This is a genomic window from Planococcus alkaliphilus, assembly GCF_057031095.1.
Window position 1 is genome coordinate 2,028,238 of sequence record NZ_CM168060.1, and the last position, 21,917, is coordinate 2,050,154.

Annotated in this window: 22 protein-coding genes; 5 read left to right on the plus strand and 17 right to left on the minus strand. The window is 44.9% G+C overall.

The genetic code is table 11. The features are described from left to right. Nucleotides 1-18: 18 nt before the first annotated feature. Entirely contained in the window at nucleotides 19-1,203 is a 1,185-nt protein-coding gene (locus AC2EXB_RS10900; RefSeq protein ID WP_483601404.1) for an MFS transporter, read from the minus strand. 89 nt (nucleotides 1,204-1,292) lie between these two features. Between AC2EXB_RS10900 and AC2EXB_RS10905 the strand changes: the two genes are divergently transcribed. Together AC2EXB_RS10905 and AC2EXB_RS10910 are read left to right on the plus strand one after the other, a co-directional pair. Further along, nucleotides 1,293-1,526: a hypothetical protein gene (locus AC2EXB_RS10905; protein WP_052651512.1), complete on the plus strand. Its 234-nt coding sequence runs from the start codon at nucleotides 1,293-1,295 to the stop codon at nucleotides 1,524-1,526. Nucleotides 1,527-1,634: 108 nt separating this feature from the next. Continuing rightward, nucleotides 1,635-3,242: an ABC-F family ATP-binding cassette domain-containing protein gene (locus tag AC2EXB_RS10910; RefSeq protein ID WP_251473728.1), complete on the plus strand. Its 1,608-nt coding sequence runs from the start codon at nucleotides 1,635-1,637 to the stop codon at nucleotides 3,240-3,242. A 322-nt stretch (nucleotides 3,243-3,564) separates the two neighbouring features. Here the strand turns inward: AC2EXB_RS10910 and AC2EXB_RS10915 are convergent, their stop codons facing one another. From AC2EXB_RS10915 to AC2EXB_RS10930, 4 genes are all read right to left on the minus strand, one after another. Beyond that, the gene (locus tag AC2EXB_RS10915) at nucleotides 3,565-4,041 is read right to left on the minus strand and encodes a YkvA family protein (protein ID WP_235196345.1); all 477 of its coding nucleotides are present in this window, start codon (nucleotides 4,039-4,041) and stop codon (nucleotides 3,565-3,567) included. Between the two features lie 44 nt (nucleotides 4,042-4,085). Beyond that, complete coding sequence (locus AC2EXB_RS10920) at nucleotides 4,086-4,328, minus strand: cold-shock protein (RefSeq protein ID WP_235196346.1); 243 nt, start codon at nucleotides 4,326-4,328, stop codon at nucleotides 4,086-4,088. A 175-nt stretch (nucleotides 4,329-4,503) separates the two neighbouring features. Continuing rightward, the gene (locus AC2EXB_RS10925) at nucleotides 4,504-4,704 is read right to left on the minus strand and encodes a cold-shock protein (protein ID WP_052651506.1); all 201 of its coding nucleotides are present in this window, start codon (nucleotides 4,702-4,704) and stop codon (nucleotides 4,504-4,506) included. A gap of 202 nt (nucleotides 4,705-4,906) precedes the next feature. Continuing rightward, nucleotides 4,907-5,203 (minus strand): DUF1033 family protein, encoded by a 297-nt coding sequence (locus AC2EXB_RS10930; RefSeq protein ID WP_483601405.1) that lies wholly within the window; start codon nucleotides 5,201-5,203, stop codon nucleotides 4,907-4,909. 200 nt (nucleotides 5,204-5,403) lie between these two features. Between AC2EXB_RS10930 and AC2EXB_RS10935 the strand changes: the two genes are divergently transcribed. Both AC2EXB_RS10935 and AC2EXB_RS10940 read left to right on the plus strand, forming a co-directional pair. Continuing rightward, a complete protein-coding gene (locus AC2EXB_RS10935) occupies nucleotides 5,404-6,105 on the plus strand; it encodes a 5-bromo-4-chloroindolyl phosphate hydrolysis family protein (RefSeq protein WP_483601406.1) in 702 nt (233 codons plus the stop codon). Beyond that, on the plus strand, nucleotides 6,077-7,258 hold the full coding sequence (locus tag AC2EXB_RS10940) for a toxic anion resistance protein (RefSeq protein WP_483601407.1): 1,182 nt from the start codon (nucleotides 6,077-6,079) through the stop codon (nucleotides 7,256-7,258). The genes AC2EXB_RS10935 and AC2EXB_RS10940 overlap by 29 nt, the downstream gene beginning before the upstream one ends. Before the next feature lie 58 nt (nucleotides 7,259-7,316). On the opposite strand, the gene AC2EXB_RS10945 is transcribed toward AC2EXB_RS10940, so the two are convergent. The 10 genes from AC2EXB_RS10945 to AC2EXB_RS10990 all read right to left on the minus strand — a co-directional run bounded on the left by AC2EXB_RS10945 (nucleotide 7,317) and on the right by AC2EXB_RS10990 (nucleotide 19,268). After that, nucleotides 7,317-9,170, minus strand: a complete 1,854-nt coding sequence (locus AC2EXB_RS10945) for a vWA domain-containing protein (protein ID WP_483601408.1) — start codon at nucleotides 9,168-9,170, stop codon at nucleotides 7,317-7,319. Nucleotides 9,171-9,179: 9 nt separating this feature from the next. Then, nucleotides 9,180-10,034, minus strand: a complete 855-nt coding sequence (locus AC2EXB_RS10950) for an AAA family ATPase (RefSeq protein WP_483604740.1) — start codon at nucleotides 10,032-10,034, stop codon at nucleotides 9,180-9,182. A 65-nt stretch (nucleotides 10,035-10,099) separates the two neighbouring features. After that, nucleotides 10,100-10,297, minus strand: coding sequence for a DUF6501 family protein (locus tag AC2EXB_RS10955; protein WP_052651494.1), 198 nt, complete (start codon nucleotides 10,295-10,297; stop codon nucleotides 10,100-10,102). Nucleotides 10,298-10,353: 56 nt separating this feature from the next. Beyond that, nucleotides 10,354-10,953, minus strand: a complete 600-nt coding sequence (locus tag AC2EXB_RS10960; protein ID WP_483601409.1) for a DedA family protein — start codon at nucleotides 10,951-10,953, stop codon at nucleotides 10,354-10,356. A gap of 94 nt (nucleotides 10,954-11,047) precedes the next feature. After that, on the minus strand, nucleotides 11,048-12,319 hold the full coding sequence (gene odhB, locus AC2EXB_RS10965) for a 2-oxoglutarate dehydrogenase complex dihydrolipoyllysine-residue succinyltransferase (protein WP_483601411.1): 1,272 nt from the start codon (nucleotides 12,317-12,319) through the stop codon (nucleotides 11,048-11,050). 90 nt (nucleotides 12,320-12,409) lie between these two features. Continuing rightward, nucleotides 12,410-15,232 carry a 2-oxoglutarate dehydrogenase E1 component gene (locus tag AC2EXB_RS10970; RefSeq protein ID WP_483601413.1) on the minus strand — a complete coding sequence of 941 codons (2,823 nt, stop codon included), beginning with the start codon at nucleotides 15,230-15,232 and terminating at the stop codon, nucleotides 12,410-12,412. 236 nt (nucleotides 15,233-15,468) lie between these two features. Then, nucleotides 15,469-16,413: a sensor domain-containing diguanylate cyclase gene (locus AC2EXB_RS10975; RefSeq protein WP_483601414.1), complete on the minus strand. Its 945-nt coding sequence runs from the start codon at nucleotides 16,411-16,413 to the stop codon at nucleotides 15,469-15,471. Nucleotides 16,414-16,517: 104 nt separating this feature from the next. Next, complete coding sequence (locus AC2EXB_RS10980) at nucleotides 16,518-17,126, minus strand: PAS domain-containing protein (protein ID WP_483601416.1); 609 nt, start codon at nucleotides 17,124-17,126, stop codon at nucleotides 16,518-16,520. A gap of 18 nt (nucleotides 17,127-17,144) precedes the next feature. Continuing rightward, the gene (gene dapF, locus AC2EXB_RS10985) at nucleotides 17,145-18,098 is read right to left on the minus strand and encodes a diaminopimelate epimerase (protein WP_483601418.1); all 954 of its coding nucleotides are present in this window, start codon (nucleotides 18,096-18,098) and stop codon (nucleotides 17,145-17,147) included. A 75-nt stretch (nucleotides 18,099-18,173) separates the two neighbouring features. Continuing rightward, nucleotides 18,174-19,268: an undecaprenyldiphospho-muramoylpentapeptide beta-N-acetylglucosaminyltransferase gene (locus tag AC2EXB_RS10990; RefSeq protein ID WP_483601420.1), complete on the minus strand. Its 1,095-nt coding sequence runs from the start codon at nucleotides 19,266-19,268 to the stop codon at nucleotides 18,174-18,176. 144 nt (nucleotides 19,269-19,412) lie between these two features. On the opposite strand from AC2EXB_RS10990, the gene AC2EXB_RS10995 reads away from it, so the two are divergent. Then, nucleotides 19,413-20,768 (plus strand): MATE family efflux transporter, encoded by a 1,356-nt coding sequence (locus AC2EXB_RS10995; RefSeq protein ID WP_483601422.1) that lies wholly within the window; start codon nucleotides 19,413-19,415, stop codon nucleotides 20,766-20,768. On the opposite strand, the gene AC2EXB_RS11000 is transcribed toward AC2EXB_RS10995, so the two are convergent. Both AC2EXB_RS11000 and AC2EXB_RS11005 read right to left on the minus strand, forming a co-directional pair. Continuing rightward, nucleotides 20,756-21,001 (minus strand): hypothetical protein, encoded by a 246-nt coding sequence (locus tag AC2EXB_RS11000; RefSeq protein WP_483601423.1) that lies wholly within the window; start codon nucleotides 20,999-21,001, stop codon nucleotides 20,756-20,758. The genes AC2EXB_RS10995 and AC2EXB_RS11000 overlap by 13 nt on opposite strands. Further along, nucleotides 20,998-21,879 carry a CobW family GTP-binding protein gene (locus AC2EXB_RS11005; protein WP_483601424.1) on the minus strand — a complete coding sequence of 294 codons (882 nt, stop codon included), beginning with the start codon at nucleotides 21,877-21,879 and terminating at the stop codon, nucleotides 20,998-21,000. The genes AC2EXB_RS11000 and AC2EXB_RS11005 overlap by 4 nt, the downstream gene beginning before the upstream one ends. Nucleotides 21,880-21,917: the final 38 nt, after the last annotated feature.

Genomic DNA, 21,917 nt, shown 5'->3' on the forward strand with positions numbered 1-21,917 from the left:
TTTCTCCTTTATGCGGTTTCAAGTTGTTCGTTCTTTTTTTCTGTTGCTTAAAAGGATGGCCAATACAGCGAGCAGCACAATATAGCTCATAAAGAGGATCAATGTAAGGTCATGGCTGCCGAACCGGTCATAAAAGAAGCCTACTGTGAACGGCATGATGCTGGAAATAACATACCCTCCCCCTTGGATCATCGAGGTCCAGCTGTTTACGTCATCAGCCCGCTCATTTTCATCAAGGGGCATTAGTAAAGCGATCGGGAACAAGCCGCCTAAAGTAAAGCCGAGGCAGATGGCCGCAAGCCAAACAAGCGCCAGATTATCCATCATCAACAATCCAATGCCTGCCGCCCCAAAAAGCAAGCTGACAATGGTCCAAAATAAACGGCTCGGAAATTTTGCCAAAAGAGCCGGAATCGATAAATTCCCTACCAATTGAACTGAAGTCATGACAGTGAGAACGGCACTTGCCGTCAATACGGTCATCCCTTTTTCAATGAGTATCGGTGCAAGCCAAGTGATCATCGAGAAAAACAAAGCCGATTGAAGCCCGAAAAAGACCAGCATATACCAGGCACGCCGATTTTTCCATGGAGAATTTCCTGGCCCCACCGTTAAATCGTCTTCCATTCCTTCGTTTTTCGGTTCATTGACCCGGAACCAAAGAAGTAAAGCGATTACCGCCAGAGCTCCCCAGCTTGCAAGCGCAAATGGCCAATTGACCCACGTATAGAATACGCCCGTAAAACCGGTCGATAATGTAGCACCAAGCCCTAATCCGAAAGAGTAGACGCCAATCAAAGCCGTTGTTTTCGTCGGGAAATTCCGCTTGATCATCGCAGAAATTAAAGGGCTAATGATGGCGATCGACAATCCGATGAAAAAAGAACTCATCAGAAGCACCGCAAATGACGGAACAAGTCCGCGCACAAACGTCAAAGCGCCGATGACCACGACCAAAAATGCCACTGAGCGCTTCATGCCGAATTTCCGGTTGAAGACAACTGCGAGCGGTGCGAACAAGCCCATGCAAAATACCGGAATGGATGTCAACAAACTGACTTGGGTATTGTTTAGCCCTAAATCCACTCGGATAATTTCAAGCAGCGGGCCAACAGATGAAATGGCCGGCCTCAAATTCAATGACACAAAAAAGATGGCCATCACCATCAAGCCAAGCGCCGATTTCTTCTGTAAAGCGGTCATAATATTATTCCCCTTTCTTTTATGGCATACACAAACTTGTGTTCGCCACAAGAATTTATTAAAATGAAGGTTGAAAGGCGGGTCAACCAATGAAACTCGTAAACTGGAGTTACGCAAAAAGATATAATATCAAAGCGATATTCGATGAATTTCCACACGTAGTTGTGCTATTCCGGCAAATTGGCGGCTATTATTTCATCTTTTCGATGAAAGGCCTGACAAAAGAACATATTCCAGAACGCAAAGATTATGTGAAGATGGAGTATTTGCTGAACAAGGATCTCGGATTGCTTGATGCCTATAAATTACGCAAATACAAATAAATCATGCAGACTGCTTTAAGTTTATCCCAGACCGCAAGTGATTGCTATCGATTTTAATGCGATTCATGGTATACTCTTCTTATTGTGAAATTTAGGAGGTACGTTTAAATGATAGCTGTAAATGATGTAAGTCTTCGCTTTGGCGACCGTAAACTTTTCGAAGATGTTAATATTCAATTCAACCCTGGCAACTGCTACGGATTAATCGGTGCAAACGGTGCGGGCAAATCCACGTTCATCAAAATCCTTTCGGGTGATTTGGAAGCGCAAAGCGGAAATGTGTCCATGGGTTCAGGCGAACGCCTTGCTGTACTTAAGCAGGATCACTTCGAATACGAAGAACACGCAGTTCTTGAAACGGTCATCATGGGCCATAAAAAACTCTATGAAATCATGGCTGAAAAAAATGCGATTTATATGAAAGAAGATTTCTCCGATGAAGATGGAATGCGCGCTGCCGAACTTGAAGGCGAATTCGCTGAATTGAACGGGTGGGAAGCGGAATCTGAAGCGGCGATTTTGCTTCAAGGCCTTGGCATTTCCGAGGACCTTCACGATAAAAAAATGGCTGAACTTTCCGGTTCGGACAAAGTAAAAGTATTGCTTGCCCAAGCCCTATTCGGCAAGCCGGACGTCCTTCTTCTGGATGAGCCGACGAACCATTTGGACTTGGATGCCATCAAATGGCTGGAAGAGTTTTTGATCAACTTTGAAAACACCGTTATTGTCGTTTCGCATGACCGCCACTTCTTGAATAAAGTCTGCACGCATATCGCTGACCTTGATTTCGGGAAAATTCAATTGTACGTAGGAAACTACGACTTCTGGTACGAATCAAGCCAATTGGCTACTCGTCTTGCGAGTGACCAAAATGCGAAAAAAGAAGAGAAAATTAAAGAGCTTCAAGCGTTTATCGCGCGTTTCTCTGCGAATGCTTCTAAATCGAAGCAGGCAACATCGCGTAAGAAAATGCTCGATAAAATCGAACTTGATGATATCCGCCCTTCTTCCCGTAAATATCCGTTCGTCAACTTTACAATCGGCCGCGAAATCGGAAACGATGTTTTGACGGTTCGCGATGTGAGCCAAAAAGTGGACGGCAATCAATTGCTGAATAACATCAGTTTCAATATGAACAAAGAAGATAAAATCGTCTTGATCGGCGATCCGCTTGCAAAATCAGCGCTTCTCCGCATTTTAGCTGAAGAAGACGAGCCGGCAACCGGTTCGATTTCTTGGGGTGTAACCACTTCCCGTGCGTATCTGCCAATCGACAATACGGCTTATTTCGAAGGCAGCGAGCAATCCCTAGTGGATTGGCTACGCCAATATTCACCAGAAGACGAAAGTGAAACTTTCCTTCGCGGCTTCCTCGGCAGAATGCTTTTCTCCGGCGAAGAAGTCAAAAAGAAACCTTCTGTCCTTTCCGGTGGCGAAAAAGTGCGCTGCATGCTTTCAAAAATGATGCTTTCGCACGCGAACGTCTTACTGCTTGATGAGCCGACGAACCACTTGGACCTGGAATCTATCCAAGCGCTCAATAACGGGATGATCGCCTTTAAAGGTGCGATGGTCTTCACATCACATGACCATCAGTTTATCCAAACCGTTGCGAACCGCGTCATCGAAATCCGTGAAGACGGAACCATCCTTGATAAGCAACTAGGCTACGATGAATTCCTTGAGTGGAAAGAAGCTCAAGGCATCACAAATTAATCCATGATTTAACCGCCTCTCTTCACAGAGAGGCGGTTTTTTATGCTGTGATACTCAAATGAATGAGTTGTGCGCGTTCAGATGAATTTGCGCGCGTTCAAACAGAAATATGCGCGTTCGTACGAGTTTGCGCGCGTTCAAACAGAAATGCGTGCGTTCGTGCGAGTTTGCGCGCGTTCGAAGCGAAATGCGCTCAATCAGGAGAATATGCGCGCTCCAGTAAATTATGCCTCTTCCCTTCACCCGCCGCTGCGCCAAAATAAAAACTGCAGACAAATCCGGATTCACGGATTTGCCTGCAGTTTAAACTTACTAGCCTATTTTATTTCATGAAACGTTTCACCAAACGGCCTGCCGGCAATTTGGAAACGAATTTATTGCCTGAATTGGATATGCCGCGGACAACGGACAAGAGCTCGTCATCGCCAGCCCAATGCTCTTCAATGACTTCAATCGGGAATTTGTTGAGCAGTGTATTGATGACAAAAACAGCTACTACCACGTCATCCAGGAAACCGCCCGGTCCAACAATGAATTCCGGCAAAAAGTCAATCGGTGCAATAAAGTAAAGAATCCCGGCGCCTACCATGCCCTTGTTCTTAGCATCGATCCGGCTGTCGAGCATCAATTTCGTCAGCAAATGGAAAAGATCTGGTGCAAATAGAATATATTTGCTGAAGCGGCTCAGCGGTCCGGACTTGTTTTCTAGCCAATGCTCGATTTTGCTGCGCAAATTTTGATAAAAGTCCTTCTGCTCATCTGTTGATGGCAGTGGTTTCTTTAAATATGCATCCGTCATAGACTAATCTCCTTTTTGTAACTGAATTTTTGACACGAGTGAGTTTAGAAATCCATCGTGATGTTTGTTGCGATTCTTTCTTTTCCCGGTGCGCCATCCACCGCGATGAAATTGACGATCATGCCTTCTTTGAAATTCGAAACGTCGTCTGTATCCGTATGCTTGGCATGGGTGAAGAACATCTCCCCATTATCGCCTTTTATATAGCCAAAGCCTTTTGCTGTGTCAAAAGAGACGACAACGCCTCTTAAGTCTTCGGTTCTCTGCATATCGTTTGATCCTGCCATTCTATTCCCTCCTATTTAAGTTCATCTATCCCTATCTCATTTATACCCATAACCCCTCATTATTTAAACAACTGGTGATTTTCTAATCCAATTAAATAAAACTTATAGTTCTGAATAAAAAGAAATTATATATAGGCAAAAAAGAACCGCCCATCAGATGAGCGGTTCTTGGAGATTATAGTTTAGTAACATTTGTAGCTTGAGGTCCGCGGTTGCCTTCCTCTACTTCAAACTCAACTTTTTGTCCTTCGTCAAGCGTTTTAAAGCCTTCGCCTTGGATCGCTGAGAAGTGAACGAATACGTCATCTCCGCCTTCAACTTCGATAAAACCGAAACCTTTTTCTGAGTTAAACCATTTTACTGTACCTTGTTGCATGTGTACTACCTCCTGTAGATAAAAAATTTGCAATATGGAATTTCCATAAAAAAATTCACATATTCAAAAAAGTACCATAACGTGCTGATCACTTTTTTGAATAGGTGAATAGCTGTTGCTGGTGAAATCTAATTTTTAACTTCGCTGAAACCTTAGTTCTATATATTCATTATAGCAAGCAAATTAGAAAAGTCAAATAAATCTAAAAACTTTTTATTGGGCTGCCATTTTCGAGCCAAAGTATGCCATGATACATCTGCATGTCATCATCACATGATTCGCAATACTCAATTTCGCCTTCGCGCCAAAAAGCAGCGAACGCTTCTTCACGGATTTCACTTTGCGGATACTTCCCTTTTAACTGTTCCATTAATTGATGACGATATGCTTCGGCTTCCATTTTACGGTCGAAGGTTTTTCTGTAAACAACTTTTTCTTCCCATTCTTCAAACATCCACCAAGGTTCAAACTCCGCTTTCATATAAATCACTTCATGCATGGACCGGCAACTCCATTTCTCTACTATGCATTTTGCCAAATTTTTAGGCGTTTGTCCAGTATTTCGAATCTTTTGGCGCTCAGCCCGCAAAGTTTGTATTGCCCTTCCCTTCGCTGTAAAATATAAGGTAGACAAGCAAATAAGTGAAACTTTTTGCATATTGAAACGTATTATTGAGTAGCAGTAAAGGAGGAATTCCGATGAAGGCTTTTGAAAACTTCATAAAACGGCAAACCATCAGCCTGCCGCTTATGACAGTGATGTTCCCGGTGCTGTATATGGGTGCTGAAATCGGCCTGATCGCTTCAGGGGCAGTAGCAGCCGGAACTTATATCGCCAGCAATACGACCGTCAAACAAATACAATTCTCCTCCGATTCCAAGAAACTCGGAATGACCCGGAGCGAATATAAGCATATCCGCCATCAAGTAAAAGAAGCAAAAAACAAAATCAAACAGCTCCAAGGAAATTATTACCGTGTGCGCTCCATTGCATCATTCAAGCAATTGATGGAATTGACCCGGTTCTCGAATAAAATCGTGCAGCAAGTCCAATTGAATCCCCGGAAATTTTATCTAGTGGAATCATTCTTTTATTCCCATTTGGATACGGCATTGGAATTGACCGAGAAGTATACGCTTCTTGTCGGCCAGCCGGTAAAAGACCGGGACTTGAAAATTGCACTGCAGGAGACGCGCGAAACACTTCGGTCGATGACCAGTGTAATGGAACGGGATTTGCAGAAAGTGCTGTCCACGGACGTGGAGAAACTTCGGATGGAACTTGATTTTGCCCGGTTGACGGTAGACCAGCACAATAATCAGAAATTGCTCGTGCAAGAAGCGCCATCAGACAATGAAGGAGACGTGGAACATGACACAAAATCGATCGAATCAAAGTGAATTGGATGATTTGCTAGGCAACCCATTCGGCATGGAACCTATGAAAGAAGAAGTGAATTTGACAAAACGCGAAGACGGCCGCCCCGTCGCTTTAATGGAACGCCTGACTAAAGACGAACAGGAAAAAGCGCGTGAACTGGCCAAGCAGATTCCTGCAGGCAATTACGAGGCCATTTTAACTTATGGGGCCAATGCCCAAAATCAATTGGGGCAGTTTTCGCATAAGATGCTCGACCATGTGCAGCAAAAAGACATCGGGCCAGTTGGCGATGTTCTCCATGACCTGATGAAAAAATTGCAGGAATTGAATCCGGAAGAACTTTCCCAGGAAAAACGCTCTGGCCTCCGCAAATTATTCGCTAAGGCAAAATATTCCATACAGGAAATGATGACAAAATACCAAAAGCTCAGCACACAAGTAGACCGCATCAGCGTCCAATTGGACCACTCGAAACGCGGGCTATTGGAAGACGTTCAAATGCTTGAGCAATTATACGACCAAAACAAAACCTATTTCCAGGCATTGAATGTCTATATCGCTGCAGCTGAACTAAAACGCGATGAAATTCTCAACGAGACCATCCCTGCCCTGCGAAAAAAGGCGGAACAGTCGAATGACCAAATGGCTTACCAGGAAGTAAACGATATGGCGCAATTCTTGGATCGCTTGGAAAAACGGTTGTATGATCTGCAATTATCCCGCCAGATCACCATCCAAAGTGCACCGCAAATCCGGATGATCCAGCAAACCAACCAAACCTTGGCTGAGAAAATCCAGTCTTCCATCATGACTTCGATCCCGTTATGGAAAAATCAGATTGCCATCGCTTTAACGCTGAACCGCCAGATGAAAGCGGTTGAAGCACAAAAGCAAGTGACTTCCACGACGAACGAATTGCTATTGAAGAACTCAGAAATGCTGAAGCTCAATTCGATTGAAACCGCAAAAGAAAATGAACGCGGTTTGGTAGAAATTGAAACGCTAAAACAGACGCAGGAAAATCTATTAACTACCATTGAAGAAACTTTGCGCATCCAATCAGAAGGACGCAAAAACCGCAAAGCGGCAGAAATTGAAATTGGCCGCATGGAAGAAGACCTAAAGCAGCGGTTATTGTCCATCCAAGACGATCGTGAAGGCAGCCGCCCATAAACTTTAAAAAATCCCCGGAAGCACACCGCTTCCGGGGATTTTCTATCTCTGCCACAGATCAGCCGGACTGGATCACTAAATGCAATGTCCGTTTCAACAAGCGCAAAGTCTGCTCTACAAATTGCTCCAAAGAATCCGCACTGACTGATTTATTGCCGTACATCATCTGATAAAACGAAGCTTGCTCTTCAGAAATTGCCTCGCTACTCAAAAACAGATGAAGCACTTCAATGGCGCTTTTTTTCGCCTCTAAAACAGCGTTTGCCGTATCCACTACACCGTTCTCAGCATAATCATAGGCAGAAGGCTCACCATCTGAAAAGACCAGTAAAAAGCGGTGTTTTTCGGTTCGCTGCTGAAGGCGTTCCGTCATCCAGCGGATTGCAAAGCCATCCCGGTTGTCTTCATGGGCTTCCAGCGAAAAAATTTCCTGCGCATGGTCGCGGCTGCCATCTTCAAATTTATGCATCCATTCGAAATAATTGGGCTGGCTCGCTTCACTTGCTTCGTAGGCGTCTTCATAAAACAAGACGATTTCATGCGGAACATTGAGATTCCGCAAAACATCATGGAACAACAAGACCGCTTGCTTTGTTTCCTCTAATTTGTCCACCATTGAAGCAGACCCGTCGATCAACAAGCAGAACACCGCATCCAATTCTTTCGAAGGCGCCGTTTTGCGGTAAAAAGGTTTGGGCCGTTCTTCAATAATCAGTGGCAGTAAATTTCTCGACAGCCTGCCCGCATTCAAGTTCCCTCTCGCCTCTTGCTTGCGCTGCGTCATTCTCTTTTTCAACTCTTTTAAAAGAGCCCGTACATATGGCGCTTGCTTTCTTCTCCATCCTTCAATGTCATGCCGGTGATCACCGGACAATTCAATCCGTTTTTCCGTATATTCAACCGCCGCGTTGGCGGCACCGAATTTCCCTGCGGCTTTTTTCGGTTTGTCATCCATCTTCCGGTCGTTTTCATCGTTATCTGCAACATGTTCTCCTGCAGAGTTGCCTTGGGCAGTTTGCTCCGGTTCCCCGCTGCCGTCGTCTTCCCTGCCGCCATCCGCTAGCTGCGAGTCGCCTTTATCCAGTTCGAATTCCATGGCAGGAGAGGCATCGATTTCGGTTTCCCGGTGCCACATCTGGAACCACTCTTCAATGGTATCAATGCTTTCCTCTTCTTTTGATGCTTCTGTTTCCATCCCGTCGTAATAGCGGAACGGCGGAACTTCATCGATCGAGTCGCCAAATGTATAATAGCTGAGCACCATGTCATCATGGAGTAAATATTCAAGGCGTCCCATGAGGCTATCTACAACTGCCCCAGAGTCGGCAGTCGACTTCGCATCGAACATTCTTGACCAGAAGAAGAACAGTTCGCTATAAGATTCGTGCATTTCCACAGATTGGCCGCGAAGCGCCAAAAAAGCAGCATTTAAAAATGCCTCGGCTTTAAAGCCTTTTTGCATATTTTGGCGGTACTGGTCTTTATGGTATTCGATATAGACGCTTTCCCGAACTGCAAAAGCTTCACGGGTTCCAGGGCGTTCTCCGCTAACCTGCTCAATCAACCGGAACTCCTCAGCACAGAGGAGCAATTGCTGCCGCATATGAGGCAAAACGCTTTCTTCCTGCAGAAATCGCCGCCAACTGCCCAATTTGAAATGGCGCCAATAACCTGCTGCGAGCAAATAAATATCGGATAAATAGCCATTCCGCTCTATCTGCCTTGGCCGGTGACGCCAAAACACACTGATGGAAAGCGCGGATTCGGACGGTCGGAACTCCAGCAGTTTGCGTGTGGTCACTTTCAGGAAAGGGGCATCTGCAAGCGCCCCTGCCAGCATTTCCATCTGATGCAGCAATTTCGTATCGATGGTTTCATTATTAAACTGAATAAATCGATTGACAGATGCCATACTTCACACCTACTTTTTCCACGTATTTGCGAGATCCATAAACAAGTCGCGTTCGCTTTCATCTTCGAGCTTCTCAGCTATCGCATAACGGACCGCCCGCAGCGGATCCATATGCTCTGCCAGCGCTGTGGCATCGAGCAAGCTTCTTATGGATGCTGCTTCTTCTGATAATAGCCCATTTTGAACTTGTTTCATCAAGTCCGATGCCAAATCGAGCATAAAAGTTTTCAAGCCCGAATTCGCATCCGGAAATTCACGGTCCCATAATTGCTGCAATTGCTCCCCCGTCAAATACGGGATCGGGTACGCGATAAAGCGGTTTTTTAATGCTTCATTCATCGGGGCCGTTCCGATATAGCCTTCGTTTATAGCGGCAATCACCCCAAAATCAGGATGTGCTTCTATCACTTCTCCTGTAAAAGGGTTGGTCATCATGCGGCGATAATCCAATACGCTGTGGAGGATCGGCAAGGTTTCCGGTTTTGCCATATTGATTTCGTCAATATAAAGGAAATGGCCATTTTTCATCGCTTTTATGACCGGGCCTTCCACGAATTCAATCTGGCTTTCCCCATTTCGCTGAGTTAAAGTTTTAAAGCCTAAGAGCGCTTCTGCATCCAAATCAACCGAACAGTTGATGCTTTGCATCGGCTGGCCAAATTGGGCTGATATGCTTTCAGCAAGCTTTGTTTTTCCTGCGCCCGTCGGCCCTTTCAGCAATACCGGCTTCTGCAGAACGACAGCTGCCAATATATCCTGCCAAAGATTTTCGTCCGGAGCGATATACCCTCCGGCCGCAATCAATTTTGTGTCATCGCCATAATCTTTGCCCGTTCGATTTCTTTTATCAATTTGCTGATCCATTAAAGCCATGTATTCTCCCTCTTTTCAAAGAAAAAAACCGATGAGCTGGCACCGGCTTTCATCCATTATTCAAAATAAGTTTTGTAAAATCCGCCAACTTTGCCCGTATTGTCCACGACAAAGATGAATTCTTCCGTTTCATTTTTCACTTCGTATGTTTTGCCTTCAGTCAAAACATTGGAAACCAAAAATTTCGCTGCATTTGTATGGGTACAGGTTACTGTACGGATTGTCTCTTTTGTCAGCCATTCGTTGTGAATCACATGCCTCATCCTTTTCTATATGTCTACCTTCAGTATAAGGAAAAAACGATAAAAATTCAATTGCGCTTATTGCTGCCGGTTTTCTTGCTCCAAAGCAAACGGACCGACACCAGCAAAACGACAATTACAGACAGCGCAATGAAAAACATCTGGAGGTTTTCAAGGATGGATTGGTAGGCGTATGGAAACGTCCGTCCGATATTGAAATAAACAAGCATCCAGACAAAGCCAGCGGTATAGGCATAAAGCATGTAGGATGAAAAAGGATAACGGTTCGCACCTACAACATACGGCATAGCCCACCGGATCCCTGGCAAAAAGAAACTAAACGAAATCGCTAATGGTCCATGCTTTTCAAGGAACTCTGAAAAACGGGAAATTACGCCTGCTAGCCGCGTACGATTTAACCGATGTATTAAACGGTTGCCAAGCATCCGCCCAATGAAATAAGCGAAGCTATTGCTCGTGATCAGACCCAGATACGCGGAAATAAACGCGTAAACCGGCTTAAAATAACTGACTTCCGTCAAAACCCCAGAAAAAGCGGCAGCCACTTCATTTGGAATCGGCAAGCCGAACAGTAAGAGCCAATTAAAAATGAACATGCTCACATAGCCATATTCCTTCACTAATTCCACAAAAAAACTGATGTCCATGGTTCCCACCGCCTTCAACCGCTCTCTCATCTATCATCGCATAAGAAAAGGGAGCCCTGCAAATGCAGAGCTCCCTTTGTAAAGGAAATACTTCTTAAGATTCTAATAGAAGATCTTCCGGGTTTTCGATTAATTCTTTTACCATTTTCAGGAATCCAACAGAATCGCTTCCATCGATTACGCGGTGATCATAAGAAAGAGCCACGTACATCATCGGACGGATTTCGATTGAATCGCCGATTGCTACCGGACGTTTCTGGATTGTGTGCATTCCAAGAATCCCTACTTGTGTACCGTTCAAGATTGGCGTTGACATCAATGAACCAAATACACCACCGTTAGTGATTGTGAAAGATCCACCTGTCATATCGGCAATTGAAAGTTTTTTATCGCGTGCTTTTTTAGCAAGATCTGCAATGCTTTCTTCAATTTCAGCAAAGTTTTTCTTGTCTGTATCACGGACGATCGGCACTACTAGGCCTTCTTCAGTAGAAACTGCGATACCCACATCATAGAACTGTTTCAATAGAAGATCAGTGCCATCTAATTCAGCATTTACGTATGGATACTTTTTAAGAGCTGCAGTTACCGCTTTTGTGAAGAATGACATGAAGCCTAAGCGAGTTCCGTCATGGTCTTGCTGGAACTTGTCTTTTTTGCGGCTTCTAAGTGCCATAACGTTTGTCATATCGATTTCGTTGAATGTTGTCAACATCGCAGTAGACTGGCGTACTTCAAGCAGGCGTTTTGCGATTGTTTGGCGGCGGCGAGACATTTTCTCGCGCACAATGCGGCCGCTTTCTTCATCTGAAGAAGGAGCTGAAGCTTTTGGCGCTTCCGCTTTTGCTGCTGGCGCACTCGCTGTAGCCGGTTTAGAACCGTGAGCTTCCACGTCTTGAACGCGAACACGGCCCATTGGGTCAACTGGTGAAATGGCAGCAAGGTCGATGCCTTTTTCACGAGCTAATTTGCGTGCAGCCGGGCTTGCAATAGTACGGTCAGTAGAAGATTGCTCTTCGATTGCCGGTGCTTTTTCGTTCGCTTCCATTGTTGCAGGAGCTTCTGATTTAGCTGGTTCTTCTGATTGTGCAGGAGCTTCCGCTTTCGGTGCAGCTGCTGCGCTTTCCCCTGAACCTTCGCCAACGATCGCGATAACTTGTCCAACTTCCACAGTATCGCCTTCTTGCGCCAAATGCTCTTGGACAACTCCGGCTTCTTCGGAAATCACTTCAACGTTTACTTTGTCTGTTTCAAGTTCAACGATGAATTCTCCTTTTTCAACTGTTTCGCCTGGTTGTTTAAGCCACTGCGCAATCGTTCCTTCTGTAATCGATTCTGCTAATTCTGGTACTTTGATCTCTGCCACAAAAAATTCCTCCTTAGAATATCCCGTTCTTAACCGTTCATCTTATTGTATCAGACACTGCACAGGAAAAGCTTCCCCTTAGTGAAAGGATTACGCTTTTGCCAATGCCGCATCGATGATCCGAGTTTGTTCCGCTTTATGAGCTTCTCCGTCGCCTTCAGCTGGGCTTTGGCGTTTGATGCGTCCGTAATACGATACGTCGTTGCCTGCAGCGATTTCACGAAGATATGGCTCTGCAAAAGTCCATGAACCCATGTTTTGCGGTTCTTCCTGTACCCAGCCAAGCTCTTTGACATTCGAGTAGCGGTCAACAATTGCCTGGATTTTCTCTGCTGGGAATGGATAAAGCTGTTCAACACGGACAATATGTGCCCAGTCGTAGCCTTTTCCATCTTTCACACGTTCAGCCAAATCGATTGCCATTTTGCCGCTGGCGAAAAGAATGCGCTCCACTTTCTTGTCTTTTGTTCCCATTCCAGGCTGTTCAATAACCGTCTGGAAATGGCCCTCAGTCAAATCATCCACTTCCGCCCCTACTAATGGGTGGCGCAGCAGGGATTTAGGCGAAACAATAATCAACGGGCGGATTGCCTCTTCGCTCAGCATTTTTGCTTGGCGGCGAAGAATGTGGAAATAGTTCGCTGCACTGGACAAGTTGGCTACCGTCCAGTTGTTTTCAGCTGCCATTTGAAGATGGCGTTCAAGTCGAGCGCTTGAGTGCTCCGGCCCTTGGCCTTCGTAGCCGTGTGGAAGAAGCATAACAAGGCCAGACTTTTGCCCCCATTTAGAACGTCCAGCAGAGATGAACTGGTCGAACATCATTTGCGCCATATTGGCGAAATCTCCATACTGAGCTTCCCAAATGACCAATGCATTTTCATTTTCAACATTATAGCCATATTCGAACCCCAGAACAGCCGATTCGGTTAATGGACTGTTGTAAACGACAAAAGAAGCATTTGCTCCAGAGATATGGTGAAGCGGAACAAGTTCTTTCCCTGTTTTATCGTCATGAAGCACAAGGTGGCGATGAGCGAAAGTTCCGCGCTGCGCATCTTGCCCTGTTAAACGGATTGGATGGCCATCTTGCAGAATTGCGCCAAATGCCAATGTTTCCGCATGTGCCCAATCGATTTTCCCTTTTCCATTAAATGGATCTTCACGGCGTTTCAGAATTCGGGCTAATTTGCTGAACACGGAGAAATCATTTGGCCAAGTCAGCAATTCTTCGTTCATTTTCACAAGTACATCTTTATCGACGCCAGTCGGAACTTCCGGATAGCCGTTTAAGACTGCTTCCGGCATCGTCAATTTCGGTGCATCGTCTGTTTTGTTTTCTTTCACGCGGTCATAGGCTTCCTGCATTTCTTTCTGCGTATCGGCATCTAATGCTTTTACATCGTCTTCTGAAAGAACTTTTTCTGCAGCCAATTGCTGTCCATATAATTCCCGGACAGTGTCATGCTTATGGACTTCATGGTACATCATCGGATTTGTCACTAATGGCTCATCCATTTCGTTATGTCCATAACGGCGGTAGCCGATCAGATCAACCAAAATGTCTTTGCCGAATCTTTCGCGGTATTCAAACGCAAAACGGGCAACTGCTATAACCGCTTCTGGATCGTCTGCATTCACATGGATTACAGGAACTTCAAAGCCTTTTGCAGGGTCTGAAGAATAATGAGTCGATCTGGAATCGTATTGCTCCGTCGTAAAACCGATCATATTGTTGGCGATTACGTGGATCGAACCACCAGTCTGGAATCCTCGGATGCGGCTATAGTTTAACGTTTCCGTTACAACGCCTTGTCCTGGGAATGCAGCATCCCCGTGAACCAAAATCGCATATGCTTTTTTAGAGTCGATCGCAGCAATGCCCTGCTGATTCGTCGTTTCCTGTGCAGCACGCGTTTGTCCTGCAACTACCGGGCTGACGATTTCCAAATGCGACGGGTTGTAAGCAAGTTTGATGTTCGTACCTTTAGGTGAAGTATAAGCAGCACCCATATGGTATTTTACATCGCCGAACCAGCCTTTTGTAATTTGGACAGATCCGTCTTCCGGCAGGAAAGCTTCGTCTCCGACATGAGCAAAGCCGGCAAACATCATTTCGTATGGCTTATGCAAAATGTGCGTAAGCACATTTAAACGACCGCGATGCGCCATCCCGATCATAATTTTTTCTGTTCCTTTTTCTTCTGACAAACGAACCAGTTCATCGATCAGCAAGACTAATGTGTCTACGCCTTCAATCGAGAAACGTTTCTGGCCGACAAAAGTACGGTGGACGAATTTCTCGAAACCTTCAACACGAGTCAAAAGATCCAAAACTTCTTTTTTCTTCTCTTGGTCTAATGATGGTTTAAATTCACCAGCTTCGATTTTCGCTTGAATCCAATTGCGTTCCTGCGGTTGAACAATATGGGAAAACTCGAAAGCGACTTTGTCCGTATAAAGCGATTTCAAATAAGCAATGGCTTCTAAACCATTTGATACATTGCCAGGTGCTTCTGAAAGAAGCAATGAAACCGGCACTTCTCTTAAATCTTGTTCTGTTAAGCCATACGCTGACGGTTCTAAACGGGAAGTATCTTTTGGCTGGTCATTTAACGGATAAATATCAGACGCCAAATGGCCGTGTGCACGAATCGCTTCTGCTAATTGCACTGCAGCCAATACTTTTCCGAATTTGTTCGGTTCAACAGTCCCTGCTGCCTCAGAAATTTCCTGAGTTGCTGAAGGTTGGCTGTTTTCAACAGGTGGTCCATATTGTTTGAACATCTCCGCAAATTCCGGATCAAGCAATTCCGGCGATTCTTGGTAAATGTCATACATCTCCATGACATAGCCAAGGTTCGGGCCTGTAATGGAGCTCCATGGGGATTTTGCATCTGAATAATTGCTAGACATTAAAAAACCTCCAACTATTTTGCCTTATGGCAGTCGCTATTATTATATGTGTACCTTCAATATTTTATCACGCCAACGTGGATACATAAAGCGAAGGCGCTCATCGCTTGAAGAACAAATTTCCATATCAATCTTACTACTTCCAGTAAAAAAAACAATGGTTTTTAGTGAAAATATTCACATAAAGCTTTTTAAAGCGCTTTCATGCTTTCAACACCCGATATTAATGGGATTTCCTAGGATTTTTCTCCTGTTCCTTTGTAATAAAAAACAAGATTTCTGCCATTTCTTTTTGCTTCATACAAGGCGTGGTCCGCCTGATTCACTAATGTTTCCAGCTCGGCTGCATTTTCAGGGTAAATTGAAACACCGATTGTTGCTGTCGGCGAAAAATGGATGCCTTCGATTTCCCAGCCAATTTGCAATTCCTTCTTAATCCGATCGATGATCCGGTCGATTTGATTAGCGGCATTTTCCGGATCAAGTCCAGCCAACGCAACTAAAAATTCATCGCCGCCTATTCGCGCCACCATATCTTGTTTGCGCAAACTGTTTTGAATGGACTGGCCAAAGCGGTAAATGAATTCATCACCTACATCGTGGCCATATTTATCATTTACACCTTTGAATCCATCGCCGTCCATATAAAGTATGGCAATCCAATCCCCGGTTTCATCTGCCCGTTTTTTCATTTCCATAAACTCTTGGACTATCAAAAGCCGGTTCGGCAATTTCGTCAGCCCGTCATGATAAGCCATAAAATGCAGTTTCTGTTCTAACGCTTTACGATCGGTAATATCAAACATTATGGATAATAGCTGATAAACGTTTCCGTTGTATCTGGTTAATGGCACAATGGTTGTATCCACCCAAAAATGGCCGCCGCTTTTTGTTAGGCTTTTCAGTTCGCCCCGCCAAATTTCACCGGACAGTACCGTCTTAGTGATTTCATCGAATTCTTCGTCTGTCATGAACGCCTTTCCGATTCCCTTGATGTTTGATTCGATCAATTCTGACCGATCAAAACCTGTCAAGTTCTTGAAGTTATCATTCACATAGACGATATGGCCGTTTGGCTTCCACATGCCAACAAGAGCCGCATAGTTCAAAGCAGACTTATAGCTTTCCAAAACATTTTCGGTCTTCTTCAATTCTTCTATCAGTTCTGCTGCATTATTCAACTCCCGCAAAACGATGTGGAATGCACGGATAATTTTGCCCTCGTATACCGGCGAGTAATTAACTGAAAAAAAAGCTGTCTCGCCATTATTTTTCTTTCTGCTGATTACGGTATGCTGTGGACTTTCACCTGCTTTAAAATTTTCAGCTCTTCTGTAATATTCTGAAACGTATAATCGTCCACAAATGGAAGTTCGCTATAATGTTTACCGGCCCATTGCTCTTTTTGGATATTGAACGTTTCGGCATACATGTCATTCATCCCGAAGATGGTAAAGTCCGAAGATAAGGTGATCATCGGGTCTAACGAGTCGCGAATGAGAGATTGGTAAAACAAGTATCCCTCTTCCACCTTCTTTTGCTGTGTGACATTTTTAGTAATGGCCAGAATGTAACAAATGCCAGCGGCGAAAATCGGAGTCACTCTTGTTTCATTGGCCGCATGGTTCTCGCTGAAAAGATTATAATCCAGATAAGTATACGATTTCTTCATTTGTATGGCAGTGAGATAAGAACGCTTTATCTCCTCTGCTAATTCTGCAGGCATGCTTTCATCTACAGAAGATCCAGTAAGGTCCTGCTTGAAAACGGCCGTGCAAGCCGGGTTCACATATTCATAAATAAAAGTATCCCCTTCTTGCCGCATGAAAAAAGCCAAATCTTCCGAGCTTCCATACAGCAAGTCCAATTGTTCCATAGTAAAAGGTTTACGCATACGCAGCACTCTTTTCTGTTAAACGAATTGTTTAGCTTTCTCTGCAACTTGATCGATGAATCGCTCGTAATCTTCCTGTTCATCAAAAGTCTCTGCTGAAAGGAATTTGCTGTCCTTCAATTCTTCTGCCCACTCGAAACGATGGCTTGAAAGATAGGTGGCATTGCCGGACAAAGCAAGCTTGAAGTCTTCGCCATCTTTTTCCACTGTGCATTTCACCATGCCTCCCGGATTGTAAACCGTAACTTCTCCGTAAGGGACAATACCCGATAAACAGCTAATTAAAGCTGAAGCGGTCATGGCAGTTCCGCATGCATTCGTAAAACCGACGCCGCGCTCAAACGTCTTGACGAAAATTCCGGTTTCCACTTTGGTCACATAGCTGACGTTAACGCCGTCAGAAAAGAATTCATTCGGGCCGTTAAACGTTTCCGCCCATTTTCTTTGGTGGTTATCGTCTTCTTGATAAGCTTTTGGCACAATACCGATCAAATGCGGATTCGGCACTGCCACTGCTGAAAAATTGATTTCCTCTGAAACAAAAGGCAGCGGCTTCATCAGCCATTCGCTGTTTGCTTGATAAGACATCGGCAAATCAGCCAATTCAAATGAAACCGGTGAAATCTCTACAGCATACATGGCATTTCCATCTGCAAGCGGCTGTTCTTTTTTCACTGCCAATGAAGCTTTCATCGTTTCAATCACTGCTTCGTCCAATCCGTCCCGCTCGCATACATAGCGTGCAACGCATCGTAAACCATTGCCGCACATCGACGCTTCCGATCCGTCCCGGTTAAAGACCCGCATTTTCGCATGGTCTTTTTCTGAAGGCAGAACAACCAACAAGCCGTCGACTGAAGAATCCATCTGAGATAACTGGAGAGTCAATTGATCGTAATGTTCAATTTCTGGACCTTCCAACAAGTAAAACGTATTCATGGAACCATGGACTTTCAATAAGGTAATTTCCATTTCTTCACTCCTGGCTGAAATTTTCTCTTTAAAGGAACGTTCTTTTGAATCTGGGTCTCCCGTACAAAAACGTTCTTATTTCTTGATATAGCGGGCTTTTGAGTGGGCAACCACTAGTTTGGCCATTTCGCTCGCTGTTTTCGGAGGTTCGGCCAAGGTCATGTTTTCCACAAGCAAATCTTCGTCCATATGAAGCTTTTGCATTTCTAGAAGGAAATTTTCCGGCGTCAATTCCTCTTCTTCTATCACATGCGCAAAGCCTTGCTGCTTAAATAATTGCGCATTTAAAATTTGGTCCCCGCGGCTTTTCTGCCGAGACAGCGGAATGAGGAGCATCGGTTTTTTCAATGCCAAAAATTCAAAAATCGAATTCGACCCCGCTCGTGACACAACAAAATCAGTCATATGAAGCAAATGCGGAAGTTCAGTCGTAACGTACTCGAATTGGCAATAATTTGGAAAACTCTCTAAAGAAGCATCCAAATTGCCTTTTCCGCATAAATGGATGACATTATAAGCTTCCATTAAAGCCGGCAAGTTGCTGCGGATGGCTTCATTGACCACTGCCGACCCTTGGCTGCCGCCCATAATCATCAGCACAGGCAAGTCAGCTGTAAAATGGCATAATTCTTTCCCGATTTCGGCTGATCCTTCCATCAGTTCACTGCGGATAACGGAGCCGGTGCAAGTGGATTTTTCCGTTGGCACATGTTTCAGCGTTTCTTTAAAGACGGTGAAGATATGGTTAGCGAATGGCATCGCGATTTTGTTCGCAAGCCCCGGTGTAACATCGGATTCATGGATAATGACAGGAATGCCGAGCAATTTCCCCGCCATGGCAACCGGTACAGATACAAAGCCGCCTTTTGAGAAAATCGCTTCCGGCTTTGTCTTTTGGATAATTCGCAACGCCTGAACTAAACCTGCACCTACCCGGAAAGGATCCGAAAAGTTTTTCATGGAGAAATAGCGTCTCAATTTGCCGCTGGAAATGGCATGATAAGGCACCGCTGGAAATGCCTCCGGAATCAGTTCACTTTCAATGCCGTCTTTTGACCCGATATACTCGACGTTGAAATCGAGCTTCTGCAATTCCGGAAGAATGGCCTGGTTCAGGGAGACATGCCCTGCAGTGCCGCCGCCTGTCAATAAAATCGTTCTTTTCTTCATCTAATATCCTACTCTCTCAAAATATCTCTTTTTTCTCCCTTACGCGCATCAAAATGCACGAGGGTTCTATGCTATACTTAGGCTAATTTGAATTTTTGACGTCCGTTTAACATTCGGACGGATGGTCTTACTGGAGGATGGATAATGGTCGAAACAAAAACAAAATCCGAAAAACTGAAATTGCTTTTCAAAATCGTTTTTCCGATACTCATTACACAAGTAGCGATGTATTTGGTCACTTTTTTTGATATTTACATGACCGCACGTTATGGAACCGAAGATCTTGCCGGCGTTTCCATCGGCTCGTCTTTTTGGGTCCCAGTCTACATCGGACTAGCCGGAATACTTATGTCCATCACCCCAATTGTAGCACAATTAATGGGGGCTAAGAAAAGAGAAGAAGTAAAAGATGCCGTGCAGCACGGGATTTATTTGGCGGTTATATTGGCCATCGCCGTTTTTCTTTTTTTCCTGTTCGGAATCGATCCGCTCCTTGGCCTAATGGATTTAGAACCCGCAGTCGAAGCTGTAGCAGCTGAATATATCTTCGCCATGAGTTTAGGGCTCATTCCACTATTCGTTTACAATGCACTTCGCTCCTATATTGACGCCCTCGGTGCGACTCGCGTTTCCATGTTCATCTCACTGATGTCCGCGCCGATCAATGTACTTTTCAACTATTTGTTGATTTTTGGCAGTTTTGGATTCCCGGAACTCGGGGGCCCTGGTGCTGGTTATGCATCCGCCATTACGTACTGGCTCGTGCTTGCCATTGCGGTATGGATCATCCACAGCAGAAAACCGTTTGCTGAATTCACCATATTCAAAGCTTGGGCGAAACTTTCCTTTGCTCGAATAAAAGAAATCAGCCGAATCGGTGTCCCCATCGGCATTTCGATTTTTGCGGAGACGAGCATTTTCTCTGCCGTCACGCTGATGATGAGTACATACGGAACGATTACCATTGCAGCGCATCAAATTGCCATCAATTTTACGTCGCTTCTATACATGCTGCCGCTCAGCATTTCGATGGGGGCAACCATACTCGTCGGCTTTGAAGTCGGGGCTAGACGCTTCAACGATGCGCGCGAGTACAGCTGGCTCAGCGTCGGAAGTGCGGTCGTATTCAGTTTTGCTTCCGCTTGCATCCTGTTTTTCATGCGCGAACAAATCGCCGCCTTGTATTCTTCTGACCCGGCAGTTATCGAACTCGCCATCCAATTCCTCGTGTTTGCTGCCCTGTTCCAAGTGTCGGATGCCATCCAAGCTCCGGTGCAAGGGGCGCTTAGAGGTTATAAAGACGTGAATATCACATTTGTCATGGCCGTCGTCTCTTACTGGATCATCGGTCTGCCAGTGGGCTACCTGCTTGCCACCTACACCGGTTTCGATGCTTTCGGCTATTGGATCGGATTGATCGCCGGCCTTTCTGCAGGCGCTATCACTTTATCGATCCGTTTATTGATCAAACAAAAAAAGATTGCCGCTCAGTCAAGTTGAGCGGCAATCTTTTTATATAACTCGAGTAATTGGATTTTCTGTAATTCTGCCAAATCGGATTGTTCGATTCGCTCAGCTGCGTAAGCGAGCTTTTCTTTGACCGGCTTCCGAAGTCGCGGATGGGTCAGCTCATCTTTCAATTCAATGCGAATTTTTTGTTCCAACTGCTCTTCTGTTTCAACCTCTTCAGCACCGGCCCGATTTTTCCATAGCTTCCGATAAGCTTCGATCAAGGCAATTCCACCTCTTCGATCCCTTCTCCGATCACGACAATCTGTGTGTTCATCTTCATGTATTCCGGCAGCCATTGGGCCATTCCGTAAGCGTATTGGAAGGCATGAGGGTATTTATCCCCTTCAAGCGGCACATACCCTTTAATGCGGTAAACCGTTTCTGGCAATTCACGAAGCCACTCTTCAAAGTCTTCGCGTTTTACCGGTTTTGTAAATGGAAAGACCCGTGTATTTAAGTTCAATTTGGAGACTGGAGCAGATTCGACTGCCCCTTTCTTCGAAGCGGTCAATTTCTCAAGCATCGAAAAAGGAACTTTCGAGTGGGTCGTCTGTAGAATCGCAGCTGTTGAATTCAAGCCTTGAAGTTCGAAAGTCACTTTTCCTTGTTCTTCTTCGCTCAATAAATCCATCTTATTTGCCAAGATCAAATCTGCATGGCGAATCTGTTCGATAAATAGCGATCGGATCTGCGGAGAGAGTTGTTCCCGGTCAAGCCAGCGCTTGCTGTCAGCAACCGTAATAATGCCTTTGAAATTCAAACGCTCTGCAAATAATGGTGAGAAAATGGCATCCAATGCTTCAACTGGGTGGGCAGCTCCCGTTGTTTCAATCAATAGCAGATCAAATTCCTCTTCAGCCAGTAAAGTCTGGATTTGGGCTTCTGATCGTTCAGAACCGGTGCAGCAGATGCAGCCGTCCAAAAGTTCTTTTAACGGCACGCCATCTTCCACTTCATCTGAGTCAAAGTTCATCTGGCCAAGCTCATTCATAAAGACTGCAGGTTTTAGCCCCGCTTCTTTCGCTTGCTGAATGATATTTTTTAATAATGTCGTCTTCCCGCTGCCTAAAAAACCGCTGAATAAATATACGTCTTTCAATGTTTTTCCCCCTCAATCGGCATCTAGATAAAAAAGGC